Here is a 14,388-nt window from a genome sequence, read left to right as displayed (position 1 = left end):
CTGGGCCGAGGCCGCCGCGGCGTCGGTCGCGCCGGATCCGCGTTCGGGCCGACGCGGCCGGACGAACGGCGCGGGCGACGTCGGTGCGGGGGCGGTGCGGGCCACCGGCCCGCCGCGCTCACGCACGAGCGGCCTCGCGAATGGCGTCGCCGGCGGTGAGTTTGCGCAGGGTCAGCCCCTTCGGGGACTCGACGAACCCCGCTTCGCGGAGCGCGCGTCCGACCGCGGTGCCGTACACGAACGCGCCGTTGACCTGCTCGACCGTCAGGGTCTCGAGGCGACGTCTCTTCGCCGTCTCGGCGAGGTCACGTGTCGCGGACTGCAGCTGCGCCTCGTCGTCGGTGAAAGCCAGCGCGCTGCGGCCGCCACGCTCGAGGTACAGCGTCAGGTCGCCGTCGACGAGCACGACGAGTCCGCCGGCCTTGCGTCCGGGGCGGTGCGTCACGCCCTCGATCGACGGCCACCCGAGGGCCGCACCGTAGGGATTGGCCGGGTCGGTGGCGGCGAGGGTGATCGCGCGTCGCGGTGGGGGGTCGGCGACCGCCGCGAACTCGCGCAGACGGTCGACGGTGGCGGAGGCGGCGAACTGCGCCGCCCCGAGCTTCTCGATGACGTACCCGCGGCGGCAGTGGCCCGCCTCTTCGAAGCCCGCCAGGATGCGGTACACCTGCGCGAAACCGCCGGGGACCCCCTCGGACTGCACCGCCCCTCGCGTGACGACGCCGTACCGATCGAGCAGCAGGCTCGCGGTGGCGGTGGCCCGGGCGGCGGGGTCCGGCTCGCGTTCGGGAAGCAGCGACCATCGGCCGCCCAGCGACGGCGGGCGAGGAGCCGAGGTTGCGCGCGGCATCGTCGCGCCCCGGTACATGCGTGCGCGCGGAGCCCGACGGGCGACGCGGTGGGACTGCCCGCCGCCGCTCAACAGGGTGCGCACCGGCGCGAAGGTGTCGTTCGTGACGCGTCCCGCCCAGGTGAGGGCCCACAGGGCGTCGTTCACCGACTGCTCGTTCTCGGCGCCGGCCAACTGCCTGAGCTGGGCAGCGAAGTACGCGCCCCCGCCGTCGAGAGCGCCGAGGATCCGCGCCTCCAGCGAATCGGGCGCCGGATCGTCGGCGTCATCCGGGTCTTGACGCGTGAAGGGGGCGGCCTCCGCCGGGTGCAGGGCGATCCAGCCGTCGCGGCCGGGCAGGGTGCCATGTCCCGACCAGACGACCTCGCCCGTCGCGGTCAGCTCGTCGAGCAGGGCGGGGGAGTAGTCGGCGACGCGCGACGGCAGCACCAAGGATTCCCACGCGCTCGCGGGGAGGGGAACACCCGCGAGTTGCTCGATCACCGCGAGCACGCCGTCGATGCCCTCGAGCGGGCGACCGAGGTGCTGCCAGACCGGCAGGAACCGCGCGTAGGCGGCGGGAGGGACGGGTTCCACGCTGCCGCGGATCGCCGCCAGCGAGCGCATGCGCAACCGGCGCAGCACTTCGACGTCGCACCACTCGGTGGCGTCGCCGCGGTTCCCGCCCGACGCCTCGGGAAGGAAGAAGCCGCTCGCGAGGCGCCCCTGCGACTCGAGGCGCTGCAGTGTCAGTCGCGCGACCGCGATCCCCACGCCCAGGCGAGCGGCCACCGCGTCGGTGGTGAACGGCGCGTGCGTGCGCGCGTATCGGGCGACCAGGTCGCCGAGCGGGTCGGCAAGGGGCTCGAGGAAGGCGTTCGGGATGCCGACGGGAAGCGCGGCGCCCAGCGCGTCGCGCAGACGCCCGGCGTCTTCGATACCGGCGACCCGAGCGACGCCCGCGATCGTCAGGCGGATCGCGCGGCGATCGTCGACGAGGGTCGCGAGGTGACGTTCCGCCTCGGCCAGGGCGTCGGTCTCGGCGTCCAGTCGCGCGGCCACCTCGCTCGCGTCGAGCGGGCCGAGGATGCGCAGCAGATCGGCGACGCCCTCGACGCCTCGCGCGCGACGGTCGGGGTCGAGCCGCTGGGCCTCGCGCTCGAACTGGGCGATCACGTCGGGGTCGAGGAGCTCGCGCATCTCGACCTTGCCGAGCAACTCGCTCAGCAGAGCAGGGTCGACCGACAGCGCGGCGGCGCGGCGCTCGGCGAGGGGCGAATCGCCCTCGTACATGAACGCCCCGACGTACCCGAAGAGCAGATCGCGGGCGTACGGCGAGGGCTGCGAGGTCGTGATCTCGACGAGGCGGATGCGCCGTTCGCCGATCTGCCGGGTCAGGCGCAGCAGCGCGGGAAGGTCGTAGACGTCTTGCAGCACCTCGCGGAGCGTCTCGAGGATGATCGGGAACGCCGGGTGGCGCTTCGCGACCTCGAGCAGCTGCGCCGAGCGTTGGCGCTGCTGCCACAGGGGGGAGCGACGGTTCGGATTCAGTCGGGGCAGGAGCAGGGCGCGTGCCGCACATTCGCGGAAGCGCGAGGCGAACAGCGACGAGCCGCCCACTTCGTCGGTGACGATCTGCTCGAGCTCGTCGGGCTCGAAGACGAAGAGGTCGGCCCCGGGCGGTTCGGCGGCGGCATCCGGAACCCGCGCGATGATGCCGTCGTCGCTCGCGACGGCGGCCCCCTCGACGCCCAGGCGCTCGCGGATGCGGGCGTTCACCGCGAGGGCCCACGGGGAGTGCACCTGCATGCCGTACGGGGAATGCAGGATGATGCGCCAGTCGCCGACCTCGTCGCGGCTGCGCTCGACGGTGAGCGTGCGGTCGGTGGGCAGGCTGCCGGTGGCTTCGCGCTGTTCGGCCAGGTAGGCGAGCAGGTTGGAGATGGCGTTGTCGTCGAGACCGGATTCGCGCAGGCGCTTCTCGGCCTTGGACCGGTCGCCCCCCGCCAGCTCTCTCGAGAAGGCACCGAGCGCCTCACCCAGCTCGGCGGGGCGGCCGATGCCGTCGCCATGCCAGAAGGGCAGCTTGCCCGGTTGGCCGAAGGCGGGCACGACGTTCACCCGGTCGTGCGTGATCTCGACGATGCGCCAGCTGGTCGTGCCCAGGGTGAAGACGTCGTTGACGCGCGACTCGTAGACCATCTCTTCGTCGAGCTCGCCCACGCGGGCGTTCTGCGACTCGCCCGCGACGAAGACTCCGAAGAGGCCGCGGTCGGGGATCGTGCCGCCGCTGGTGACCGCCACCCGCTGCGCGCCCGGCCGACCGGTGAGCGTGCCCGCGTCGCGGTCCCACACCAGGCGAGGGCGCAGCTCGGCGAACTCGTCGGACGGATACCGCCCGGCCAGCAGGTCGAGGGTGGCCTCGTAGGCCGAGCGGGGGAGGGATCGGAACGGCGCGCTGCGCTTGACGGTCTCGAACCACTCCTCGACGTCGATCGAGCCGAGGGCGGAGGCGGCGACCGTCTGCTGCGCGAGGATGTCGAGCGGGTTCTGCGGCACCGAGATGGCCTCGATGCGCCCCGCCAGCATGCGCTCGGTCACGACGGCCGTGTGCAGCACGTCGCTGCGGTGCTTGGGGAACAGCGCCGCGCGGCTCACCTCGCCCACCTGGTGGCCCGCGCGTCCGACGCGCTGCAGCCCGGAGGCCGCGCTCGGGGGCGACTCCACCTGGATGACGAGGTCGACCGCACCCATGTCGATGCCGAGCTCGAGGCTGCTGGTCGCGACGACGCAGCGCAGGACGCCCGACTTCAGCTCGTCTTCGACCTGGGCGCGCTGCTCCTTCGAGACCGAGCCGTGGTGGGCCTTCGCGAGGATCGCGGCGACGCCCGCCGACGAGCCGGCCTGCGCCATCTGCGCCGCCGGCACGGTCGGATCGGGCACCTCGATGCCGACCCGCTCGGCGTAGATCTCGTTCAAGCGCCCGGTGAGCCGCTCGGCCAGGCGGCGGGAGTTCGAGAAGACGATGGTCGACCGCCGCTCGAGGATCCGGTCGACGATGGCCTCTTCGACGTGCGGCCAGACCGACCCGGCCATCTCGGTACTCTCGGGGCGATCCGAGAACCACTCGCCGTCGGCGGCCTCGTCGGGGGCGGGGCTGCCCGGCGGCGGAGGCGGGTTGAGCATGTCTTCGATGGGCACGACGACCGACAGGTCGAACGCCTTGGTGGCTTTGGGGGCCACGATGTCGACCGGCTGGGCACCGCCGAGGAACCGCGCGACCTCGTCGATGGGTCGAACGGTCGCCGACAGGCCGATCCGCTGCGCGGGCTTGTCGAGCAGCGCGTCGAGGCGCTCGAGACTCACGGCCAGGTGGGCGCCGCGCTTGGTCGCGGCCACCGCGTGCACCTCGTCGATGATGACCGTGTGCACGCCGCGCAGGGTCTCTGCCGCCTGGCTGGTGAGCATGAGGTACAACGACTCGGGGGTCGTGATGAGGATGTCGGGCGGGGCGGTGACGAGCTTGCGGCGGTCGCTGGAGCTCGTGTCTCCGGAACGCACGCCCACGGTGACGGACGGCACCTCGATGCCCAGCCGGCGGGCGGACTGACCGATGCCGACGAGCGGGGAGCGGAGGTTGCGCTCGACGTCGACGCCGAGCGCCTTCAGCGGCGAGATGTAGAGGACGCGGGTGGTGGTCGGTGGGGTCTTCGCGAGGGTGGTCTTCGCGGCGCCGCGCGGGCGACGCGGCGGGGGAGCGGCCTCGGGCGCGTCGGGAGCCTTTTCGCGGAAGATGCGGTCGATCGCGAAGAGGAACGCCGAGAGCGTCTTGCCCGAGCCGGTGGGGGCGACCACGAGCGCGTTGCGCCCCGACGACACGGACTCCCACGCGCCCTTCTGCGCGTTGGTCGGAGCGGGGAACGCACCGCGGAACCAGTCCCGCGTGGCGGGCCCGAATCTGTCGAGTACGTCAGCCATGCCGCCATCCTCTCTCGGACCTCCGACATCGGGTCGGGGTTGACGTTCGCCCGTCGCGGAACGGCCGCTGCCCTCGGGTGTCCGTCCCGTGCTTCGCGGCCTCTCGACCGAACGATCGACCCCTGTCGTCACCCCTCGGTCGGGGTGCCCCCCTCGGCCAGACGCGCCTCGAGGAAGGCGCGCACGTCGTCGAGTTCGTCCTGCGAGACCGAGTGGGTCAGCCCGGGGTAGACGCGACCGCTCAGCTCGCTGTGGGCCGGCAACCACTGGGCCGTCATGTCGACGAGGTGCGCGGGGATGACGTCGTCGCGCGAACCGCGTCCCCAGAACACGGGCGGTCGCCGCTCGGCCAGCACGGCGTCGCCCGGCAGCTCGCCGGCGGCGGCGTACCCGGCCAGCACGACGGTGAAGGCCACCGCGTCGGGGTCGACGCGCAGGGTCTGCACCGCGACGGCGCCGCCCTGCGAGAACCCCAGCAAACCGACCGGCCGCGGCCCGACCTCTTCGCGGATCCAGGACAGCAGCCCCTCGGCGGCGCGCGTGATCGCGACGGGGTCGCGGCCGTCGAGACCCTCGATCGGGTACCACGACGCCCCGGGGGTGGGCCACGGCGGGGTGAGCGGCGCGCGCACGCTGGCCATCACGAAGTCGGCGGGCAGGTGCGGCACGAGCCCGAACAGGTCGTGCTCGTCGGACGCGTAGCCGTGCAGCAGCAGGAGCACCGGCCGATCGCCGCGTTCCTCCGGCGGCGCGGACCAGCGCACGAGGGTGGAGTCGAGGGGAGGGTGGGTGCTCATGCGGCCCATTGTCGCAAAGGCCTCCGACATCCGCTGTGGGCGAAGACACGCGGCATCCGGGGCGGACGGTTGATATACAGGGATCATGCCCGTACGCACCCCCGACCCCGATTCCGGCGACAACGGCGACGAGAACGAATCGTTGTCGGCGTCCTTCTCGGGCGCCTCGGGGGGCCCGAACCCCAACCCGGGGTGGTTGAGCGAGGTGGAGCTGGCCGAGGCCCGCCGCCGCCTGCCGATGCTGTACGTCGAGGCGCTCCCCGTGCGCACCGACGGCATGGGGGCCGTCACCCAGGTCGGCATCCTGCTGCGGGCGACGCCTCTCGGCGAGATGACCCGCACGCTCGTGTCGGGGCGCGTGCGCTATGGCGAGACCGTGCGCGACGCCCTGTTCCGCCACCTCGAGAACGACCTCGGCCCCATGGCCTTCCCCTCCCTGCCCCCGTCGCCGACGCCGTTCACCGTCGCCGAGTACTTCCCGATCCCGGGCGTCAGCGCGTTCCACGACGATCGCCAGCACGCCGTCGCGCTCGCCTTCGTGGTCCCCGTCACGGGAACCTGCGAACCGCGTCAGGACGCCCTCGAAGTGACGTGGCTGTCGCCGCAGGAAGCGGCATCCGAGGCCCTCTCCGACGAGATGGAGGGCGGGCGGGGCACGCTCATCCGCCTGGCGCTCGCCTCGGTCGGCGCGCTGCGCTGATCCCCTCGCGGATGCCGTTCCGCGGCCTGGCGGAGGCGTCGTCGGTCCTCGACGTTGCCGGTGTCGGAGGTCGTCCCTAGGGTCGGAGGATGCCGCATCCTCCCCTCGAACCCCTGTCCCTTCCGCTCGACCGCGCCGGCTGGTTGAGCTTCGCCGGGGAGCGCCCCGCCGAGCGTCTCGCCCGCGTGGCCGAGATCGACCGCCGTCTCGTCGCCGAGACGGAGCTGACCACGAGCGAGCGCCTCGACCTCTGGAACGACGCCGACATCGCGCTCGCCGAGGCCGCCGCGCCGTCGCACCTGCTCAGCGAGTGCCACCCCGACGCCGAGGTGCGCGCCGCCGCCGAGGCGCAGGCCCAGGCGATCGACGCGGCCCAGGCGCGCCGGCTGCTCGATCGCGACCTGTGGCACGTGTTCTCCGACGCCGACGCCGCGGGCCTCGACGCCGCGCAGCAGCGCCTGCTCGACCACCTCCGGCGCGATTTCCGCCGCGGTGGTGTCGACCTCGACGACGCGGGCCGCGCGCGCGTGCAGGAGCTCGCCGACCGCGACACCGCTCTGTCGCAGACGTTCTCGCGCCACATCCGCGAAGGACGCCGCGAGATCCGCGTCCCGGCCGCCTCGCTCGACGGACTCCCGGCCGATTTCCTGGCCGAGCACCCCGCCGACGACGAGGCCATGGTGACGCTGACCACCGAGTACACCGACCTCATGCCGGTGCGCGAGTACGCCCGCGACATCTCCGTGCGCCACGCCCTCGTCGGGGCGTACAACGATCTGGCGTGGCCCGAGAACGAGGCCGTGCTCGCCGATCTGCTCGCCGTCCGTGCCGAGCGGGCGGCCCTCCTCGGCTACGGCGACTGGGCCGATTACGAGACCGAGACGCGCATGATCGGGTCGAGCGCCGAGGTGCGCGCGTTCCTCGATCGGGTGGCCGAGGCCGTCGCCCCCGCCGCCGCGTCCGAGTACGCCCGCGTGCTCGAGCGCCTCCGCCGCGACGAGCCCGACGCCACCGAGGTCACGATCGCCGACTTCTGGTATCTGCTCAGCGCGCTCAAGCGCGAGGAGTACGACGTCGATGCACAGCTCGTCCGTTCGTACTTCCGCTTCGATCGCGTGCTCGACGGCGTCCTCGCCACGACGGCGCGCCTTCTCGACGTCGAGTACTTCCCCGTCGACGCGCCTTCGTGGCACGACGACGTGCGCACCTACGACGTCGTCCGCGCGGGCGAGCGGCTCGGCCGCATCCACCTCGACCTGCATCCTCGCGACGGCAAGTACAACCACGCCGCGTGCTTCGGGCTCGTGCCCGGCATCACGGGGCACGCGCTGCCCGAGGGGGCGCTGCTGTGCAACTTCTCGCGCGGTCTGCTCGAGCACGACGAGGTCGTCACCTTCTTCCACGAGTTCGGTCACCTCGTGCACGACATCCTCGGCGGTCATCACCGCTGGGCGTCGTTCACGGGGATCGCGACCGAGTGGGACTTCGTCGAGGCACCGAGTCAGCTGCTCGAGGAATGGGCGTGGGATGCCGAGGTCCTGGCATCGTTCGCGGTGAACGACGAGGGCCGGGCCATTCCCGCCGACCTCGTCGCGCGCATGCGCACCGCCGACGCGTTCGGCCGCGCCCTCGAGGTGACCCGGCAGCTCGGACACGCCACGACGTCGTACCGCCTGCACGTCGAGCGTCCGACCGACCTTCAGGCTGCGGTCGACGGCTACTACCGGTCGGCGAGCCCGGTCACACCCCTCCCCGGGTCGCACTCGTACGCCGGCTTCGGCCATCTCACGGGCTACGGCGCCTGCTACTACACCTACCAGTGGAGCCTCGTGATCGCGCGCGACCTGCTGTCGGCCTTCGCCGGCGACCTGTTCGACGTCGAGACGGCGCTCCGCTATCGGCGCGAGATCCTGGAGCCCGGCGGAACCCGCGACGCGCGCGACCTGGTCGAGGCCTTCCTGGGTCGCGAGAGTACGTTCGACGCCTACCGCGACTGGTTGGCGGGGGCGTGATGCGGTGAGGGCCGCGGCATCCTGGATCGGATGCCGCGGCCCTCACCGCAGCCGGGGTCAGGCCGTCGTCTCGCGGGCGATCGCGGCGACGAACGCGTCGATGTCCTCGGCGGTGGTGTCGAACGAGCACATCCAGCGCACCTCGCGGCGCAGCTCGTCCCAATCGTAGAAGCGGAAGCTCTGGCGGAGGCGGTCGGCGACACCGGCCGGCAGTGTCGCGAAGACACCGTTCGCCTGCGTCGGCTGGGTGAACTGCACGCCCTGGATCGAACCGTCGGCGAGCCCCGCTTCGACGCCGGCGCGCAGGCGCTGCGCCATCGCGTTGGAGTGGCGGGCGTTGCGCAACCACAGGTCGTCCTCGAGCAGAGCCACCAGCTGTGCCGAGACGAAGCGCATCTTGCTCGACAGCTGCATGTCGAGCTTTCGCAGGTAGGTCAGGCCGGTCGAGGCCGCCGGGTCGAGAACGACAATGGCTTCGCCGATCATCGCTCCGTTCTTGGTCCCGCCGAAGCTCAGCACGTCGACGCCGGCATCGCGGGTGAACGCCCGCAGCGGCACGTCGAGGGCTGCGGCGGCGTTGGAGATCCGCGCGCCGTCCATGTGCAGGCGCATGCCGTGCCCGTGCGCGTGCGCCGCCAGGGCGCTGATCTCGTCGACGGTGTACAGGGTGCCGAGCTCGGTCGACTGGGTGATCGAGACCACGAGCGGCTGGGCGCGGTGCTCGTCGCCCCAGCCCCAGGCTTCGCGGTCGACCAGTTCGGGGGTGAGCTTGCCGTCGTCGGTGGGGACGGTCAGCAGCTTGATCCCGCCGACGCGCTCGGGGGCACCGCCCTCGTCGACGTTGATGTGCGCGGTGGATGCCGTGATCACGGCGCCCCAGCGGGGGAGCATCGACTGCAGCCCGACGACGTTGGCGCCCGTGCCGTTGAAGACCGGGTAGGCCTCGACGCCGTCGCCGAGCAGGCCGGTGAACAGCTCCTGCAGGCGGGCGGTGTAGACGTCTTCGCCGTAGGCCACCTGGTGGCCCTCGTTGGCCGCGGTGATCGCGGCGAGGACGTCGGGGTGGATGCCGGAGTAGTTGTCGGAGGCGAAGCCGCGCACCGATGCGTCGTGGAGGGGAGTCACCGCTCCAGCGTAACGACCAGGGGGCCAACCCCTCCTCCCCAGGGCGCGAAGTCGGACTCCGCTCCCCATTCGGCCCGGCGCGCCGACCGGAGGTCGTCGGACCCGACGAGAATGAAGGGATGCACATGGACCCCGAGGCGCTCAGCATCGCCGGCGAGTTGTTCTCGCCGTCGGCGATGGCGCGTGCCGACCGGCTCCTCGTGTACGGCTCCGTCGAGGTCGGCGAGGTCAGGACGCTCGACGGTGTCCTCGTGGTGACGGCGCAGTCGTTCGGAGCCGCGGGCTACGAGCACCTCGAGCTGCGGGTGCCCACCGACCTCTCCCGTCTCGCCGGGTGGTGCTCGTGCGGGCGCGGACCCGAGTGCGAGCACGGGTGCGCGGCCGCGCTCGTGCTGTTCGATCGCGTGCTGTCGGCGGGTCGCCCGACGCGTCCGGAATGGCAGCGATCGCTCGACGAGCTCTTCGCGGTCGCGCCCGCGGCGGCCACCGACGAAGACCCCGTCGAGCTCTGCCTGTTCCTCGCCGTCCGTCGCGGGGGTGGGCATGGCCGCAGCACAGCCCTCACCCTCACGGCACGTCCCGGCATGCGCGGAACGCGCGGAACCTGGATCAAGGGGCGGGCCGGCTGGGCGGCGCTGTCGTCGCTCCCCGCCGATCCGCGGGCGCGCGCCGCCCTCGACAGTCTGGGCCGAGTCGGTCGATCCGGCCCCGGCGCCTTCCTGTCCGACGAGTGGATGCCGTTGTCCGCCGTTCCCCCGCACTCGCTGTGGTTGCACCTCGAGAACGTGCTCGCGGCCGGAGTGCCGATCGTGTCGAGCGCGGGCGCCCACCACCCGGTTCACCTCCCCGACGACCCGGCGGTGCCCGCGATGGCCGTCGATCGCCGTGGCTCCGCGGTGCTCCTGCGGGGGATCGTCGAGGGGATGGCCGACGAGGTCGCGGCGCGGCCGTCGTGGGTCGTGGGAGACCCCGCCGTGGCGGTGGCCTTCGTCGCGGATCGCGACGGAGACGACGAGCGCATCACCCTCGCTCGCCTGTCGACGCCGGTGGCCGACCCGCTGCGCGGTCTGCTCGCGCGCACGGGAGCCCTCACCATCGACGATGGCGGGTCCGAGACCTTCTTGCGCGAGTATCTGCCCCGTCTCCAGCTCGAGGCGCCCGTGGTGTCGCCGCGCGGCACCGTCGAGCTCCCCCCGGCGCCGCGGCCGGTCCTCGAGGTGCTCGTGGCGCACGGCTCGGGCTCGGCGACGCTCGCCACCCGGTGGGACCGTTCGGCGACGCGCGGACGCCGCGACGACGAGCACGAGCGCGGGGTGATCGCCGCCGTCGACGCCATCGGCGCCGACCTGCGCATCTCCCTTCCCCGTCCCCCGGCGACGGGTACGACTCCCGCCCGGGCGCTGACGGCGGCCGATGCCGCGATCCTCGCCGTCGAGGCCGCACCGCGCCTCGAGGCGCTCGACCACGTGCGGGTGCTCGTCTCCGGCGACGCGCTGACCTACCGGATCGCGTCGGAGGCCCCGTCCGTGCAGCTGAGCACGGGAGCCGACGACGGGAGCGACTGGTTCGACCTCCACGCCCGCGTGACCGTGGGCGACGCCGAGGTCGACTTCACCGATCTCTATACGGCCCTCGCTCTCGGCGATCGGGCGCTCTTCCTCGGCGACGGAACGTACGTGCGGCTCGACACCCCCGAGTTCGACCGACTGCGCGCGGTCATCGACGAAGCGCGCACCCTCGCCGATCGCCCCGAGGCGGGGATGAAGCTCAACCGCTACAACGTGGGACTGTGGGACGACCTGGCCGAGATGGGCATGATCGCCGCGCACGAGGCCGAGTGGTGGCTGCGCGTCCGGGGCCTCACCGACGAGGCCGCCCTCGCCTCGATCGACCCGCCGGCCGGACTCCGCGCCACGCTGCGCGACTACCAGCGCGCGGGCCTCGACTGGCTGCACTTCCTGCGCGCGCAGGGGCTGGGCGGGATCCTGGCCGACGACATGGGCCTCGGCAAGACGGTGCAGACGATCGCGATGATGCAGGCGGCGCTCGAAGCCGATCCGCTCATGCCCCCCTTCCTCATCGTGGCTCCCACCAGCGTGGTGGGCAACTGGGCGCGGGAGTGCGCCACGTTCGCCCCCGGGCTGCAGACGGTCACGATCACGGCCACGCGGGCGCGACGAAAGACGAGCATCGCCGAGGCCGCCGCCGGGGCGCACGTCGTGGTGACCAGCTACGCGCTGTTCCGTCTCGAGCAGGAGCAGTACGCCGAGGGGGAGTGGTCGGGCCTGGTGCTCGACGAGGCGCAGCAGATCAAGAACCCCGCCTCGCGCGGGTACCGTGCGGCACGGGCCCTGTCGGTGCCCTTCACGCTCGTGGTCACGGGCACGCCGATGGAGAACAACCTCCTCGAGCTCTGGGCCCTGGTGTCGCTCGTCGCTCCCGGTCTGCTGGGCACCCGCGAGTCGTTCACGACGCTGTACCGCACGCCGATCGAGAAGCATTCCGATGGCGCACGGCTCGACCTGCTGCGCCGGCGCATCCGCCCCTTCCTGCTCCGACGCACCAAAGAGCTGGTCGCCGCCGAACTCCCGCCGAAGCAGGAGACGATCCTCGAGGTCACCCTGCACCCCGCGCATCGCAAGCTCTACGACCGTCGCTTCCACCGGGAGCGTCAGCGGCTGCTGGGGCTGCTCGACGACGCCGACGGCAATCGCTTCGCGATCTTCCGCTCCCTGACGATGCTGCGCCAGCTCGCCCTCGACCCGGCCCTCGTCGACGAAGGAGAAGCGCCGTCGGCGAAGCTCGACGCGCTCGAAGAGCTCCTCGTCGAGGCCGCCGCCGAGGGGCACCGCGTCCTGGTCCTCAGCCAGTTCACGCGGTTCCTGCGCGCGGCGCGGCAGCGGTGCACCGACGCCGGGCTCGCGTCGGGCTACCTCGACGGCACGACGACCCACCGCCAGGCCGAGATCGACCGCTTCCGCGACGGCACCGATCCCGCGTTCTTCGTCTCGCTCAAGGCGGGAGGCGTGGGGCTCAACCTCGTCGAAGCCGACTACGTCGTGCTGCTCGATCCGTGGTGGAACCCCGCGGTCGAGGATCAGGCCATCGACCGCGCCCACCGCATCGGGCAGACGCGCCCGGTGATCGTGTACCGGCTCGTGTCGTCCGACACCGTCGAAGAGAAGGTGGTGGCGCTGCGCGAGGCCAAAGCCGACCTGTTCTCGCGCGTGCTCGACGGGGGCTCCGACGAGGGCGACGGCGTCTTCGCGGGTGGCCCGCGCCTCACCGCCGACGACATCCGCAGCCTGCTCGACTGACCGTCCCGCCGGCGGCGCCGAGCGCCGGGGTCTGGCCGATGTCGGAGGTCGGGTCTACCGTGTGGCTATGTCCGCATCGCCGCCCTCCGCCGCCGCCCCGGCCGGCGCTCCGACGACCGGGAACCGCACCTTCCTCGCGGTGCTCGTCAACACCGCCGCGGCGAACGTCACGACCAGCTTCCTGTGGTTCGCGCTCACGTTCTGGGTCTATCTCGAGACCCGCTCGGTGCTGGCCACCGGCATCGTCGGCGGGGCGTACATGCTGCTGCTCGCCGTCTTCGCGATGTTCTTCGGGTCGCTCGTCGACCGCCACCGCAAGCATCGGGTCATGGTGTTCTCCGGGCTCGTCACCCTGACGGCGTTCCTCGTCGCGGGCGCCCTGTGGCTGGCCTTCCCCGAGGCGGCGCTGCTCGATCTGGGCGGTCCCTGGTTCTGGCTCTTCGCCGGCGTCATCCTGGCCGGAGCGGTCGTCGAGAACATGCGCAACATCGCGCTGTCGACCACGGTCACGCTCCTCGTCCCCGTCGAGCGCCACGCGAACGCGAACGGTCTGGTCGGCACGGTGCAGGGTCTGGCCTTCGTGGTCACCAGTGTCTTCAGCGGCTTGTCGGTGGGCTTCCTCGGCATGGGCGGCACCCTGGCCATCGCCATCGCGCTGACACTCGTCGCGCTGGTGCACCTGTTGACCATCCGCATCCCCGAAGAGCGCCCGGCCGCGGGCGCCGAGCCCGGCCCCCTGGTCGACGTGCGCGGGGCGATCCGCGCGGTGCGGGCGGCTCCCGGACTCTTCGCGCTGCTCATCTTCTCCACCTTCAACAACCTCATCGGCGGCGTCTACATGGCCCTGATGGACCCCTACGGTCTCGAGCTGTTCGACGTGCAGGTCTGGGGCATCGTTCTCGGCGTCACCGCGACGGGGTTCATCATCGGCGGCGGGCTCGTGGCGCGGTTCGGACTCGGTCGAAACCCCATCCGCACGATGCTGTGGCTCGTCATCGCGATGGGGGCGCTCGGCGCGATCTTCACCCTGCGCGACTGGTGGTGGCTCTACGTCGCCGGCATCTGGGTGTACATGGCGCTCATCCCCCCGGTCGAGGCCGCCGAGCAGACGATCATCCAGAAAGTCGTGCCGTTCGAGACGCAGGGGCGGGTGTTCGGTTTCGCCGCCGCCTTCGAGTCGGCGGCCGCGCCCGTCACCTCGTTCCTCATCGCCCCGATCGCCGAGTTCGCGATCATCCCCTACATGCGGGGCGGTGAGGGTCAAGCGACGTGGGGCTGGCTGGTCGGCGACGGAGCGTCGCGCGGCATTGCGCTCGTGTTCGTCTTCGCCGGACTGTTCATGGTGGTGGCCGCGTCGCTCGCGTTCCTCACGCGCTCCTACCGCACCCTCTCGCGGCAGTACCGCACGGCCGAGGTCAACGCCGACGTGGCGGACGGGCCCTCTCCCGTCGATGACCGCGAGGTGTCGGTGCACAACGCCGCCGCCCCGCCGATCGCAGACGCCGCAGCGTCGACTGCCGCGTCGACCGCGGACTCGCCCGCGTGGACCGCCGATGCCGCAACGCCGCCCGCGCACGCGACGCCGGGCGACGCGCGCGGCTGACCCTGTCCGCGACGCCGCGAGACTCGC

General features: G+C 72.4%; 7 protein-coding genes. 4 read left to right on the top strand and 3 right to left on the bottom strand.

The window, feature by feature from the left end:
• Window positions 1-118 precede the first annotated feature (118 nt).
• Together IFR11_RS12680 and IFR11_RS12675 are read right to left on the bottom strand one after the other, a co-directional pair.
• Window positions 119-4,807 carry an ATP-dependent helicase gene (locus IFR11_RS12680; RefSeq protein ID WP_191916385.1) on the bottom strand — a complete coding sequence of 1,563 codons (4,689 nt, stop codon included), beginning with the start codon at window positions 4,805-4,807 and terminating at the stop codon, window positions 119-121.
• A 128-nt stretch (window positions 4,808-4,935) separates the two neighbouring features.
• On the bottom strand, window positions 4,936-5,604 hold the full coding sequence (locus IFR11_RS12675; protein WP_191916384.1) for an alpha/beta hydrolase: 669 nt from the start codon (window positions 5,602-5,604) through the stop codon (window positions 4,936-4,938).
• A gap of 85 nt (window positions 5,605-5,689) precedes the next feature.
• Here IFR11_RS12675 and IFR11_RS12670 point away from each other — a divergent pair, with 85 nt between their 5' ends.
• Both IFR11_RS12670 and IFR11_RS12665 read left to right on the top strand, forming a co-directional pair.
• Window positions 5,690-6,304, top strand: a complete 615-nt coding sequence (locus IFR11_RS12670) for an NUDIX hydrolase family protein (RefSeq protein ID WP_055833509.1) — start codon at window positions 5,690-5,692, stop codon at window positions 6,302-6,304.
• An 89-nt stretch (window positions 6,305-6,393) separates the two neighbouring features.
• Window positions 6,394-8,316 (top strand): M3 family metallopeptidase, encoded by a 1,923-nt coding sequence (locus IFR11_RS12665; protein ID WP_191916383.1) that lies wholly within the window; start codon window positions 6,394-6,396, stop codon window positions 8,314-8,316.
• Between the two features lie 57 nt (window positions 8,317-8,373).
• Here the strand turns inward: IFR11_RS12665 and IFR11_RS12660 are convergent, their stop codons facing one another.
• On the bottom strand, window positions 8,374-9,441 hold the full coding sequence (locus tag IFR11_RS12660; protein ID WP_055833516.1) for a threonine aldolase family protein: 1,068 nt from the start codon (window positions 9,439-9,441) through the stop codon (window positions 8,374-8,376).
• A gap of 119 nt (window positions 9,442-9,560) precedes the next feature.
• On the opposite strand from IFR11_RS12660, the gene IFR11_RS12655 reads away from it, so the two are divergent.
• Both IFR11_RS12655 and IFR11_RS12650 read left to right on the top strand, forming a co-directional pair.
• Window positions 9,561-12,758, top strand: a complete 3,198-nt coding sequence (locus tag IFR11_RS12655; protein WP_197978631.1) for a DEAD/DEAH box helicase — start codon at window positions 9,561-9,563, stop codon at window positions 12,756-12,758.
• Window positions 12,759-12,825: 67 nt separating this feature from the next.
• Window positions 12,826-14,361 carry an MFS transporter gene (locus tag IFR11_RS12650; RefSeq protein ID WP_191916382.1) on the top strand — a complete coding sequence of 512 codons (1,536 nt, stop codon included), beginning with the start codon at window positions 12,826-12,828 and terminating at the stop codon, window positions 14,359-14,361.
• The last annotated feature ends 27 nt before the right edge of the window (window positions 14,362-14,388 follow it).

The sequence above is a fragment of the Microbacterium sp. CFBP 8801 genome (genome assembly GCF_014839455.1).
In the GTDB taxonomy this organism is placed as follows: Bacteria; Actinomycetota; Actinomycetes; order Actinomycetales; family Microbacteriaceae; genus Microbacterium.
This window is presented reverse-complemented; position numbering and strand designations above follow the sequence as displayed.

What these genes read in the sequence shown, in the direction of transcription:
- IFR11_RS12680 (WP_191916385.1), bottom strand. Translation starts at nt 4,807, where the DNA reads ATGGCTGACGTACTCGACAGATTCGGGCCCGCCACGCGGGACTGGTTC.
- IFR11_RS12675 (WP_191916384.1), bottom strand. Translation starts at nt 5,604, where the DNA reads ATGAGCACCCACCCTCCCCTCGACTCCACCCTCGTGCGCTGGTCCGCG.
- IFR11_RS12670 (WP_055833509.1), top strand. Translation starts at nt 5,690, where the DNA reads ATGCCCGTACGCACCCCCGACCCCGATTCCGGCGACAACGGCGACGAG.
- IFR11_RS12665 (WP_191916383.1), top strand. Translation starts at nt 6,394, where the DNA reads ATGCCGCATCCTCCCCTCGAACCCCTGTCCCTTCCGCTCGACCGCGCC.
- IFR11_RS12655 (WP_197978631.1), top strand. Translation starts at nt 9,561, where the DNA reads ATGCACATGGACCCCGAGGCGCTCAGCATCGCCGGCGAGTTGTTCTCG.
- IFR11_RS12650 (WP_191916382.1), top strand. Translation starts at nt 12,826, where the DNA reads ATGTCCGCATCGCCGCCCTCCGCCGCCGCCCCGGCCGGCGCTCCGACG.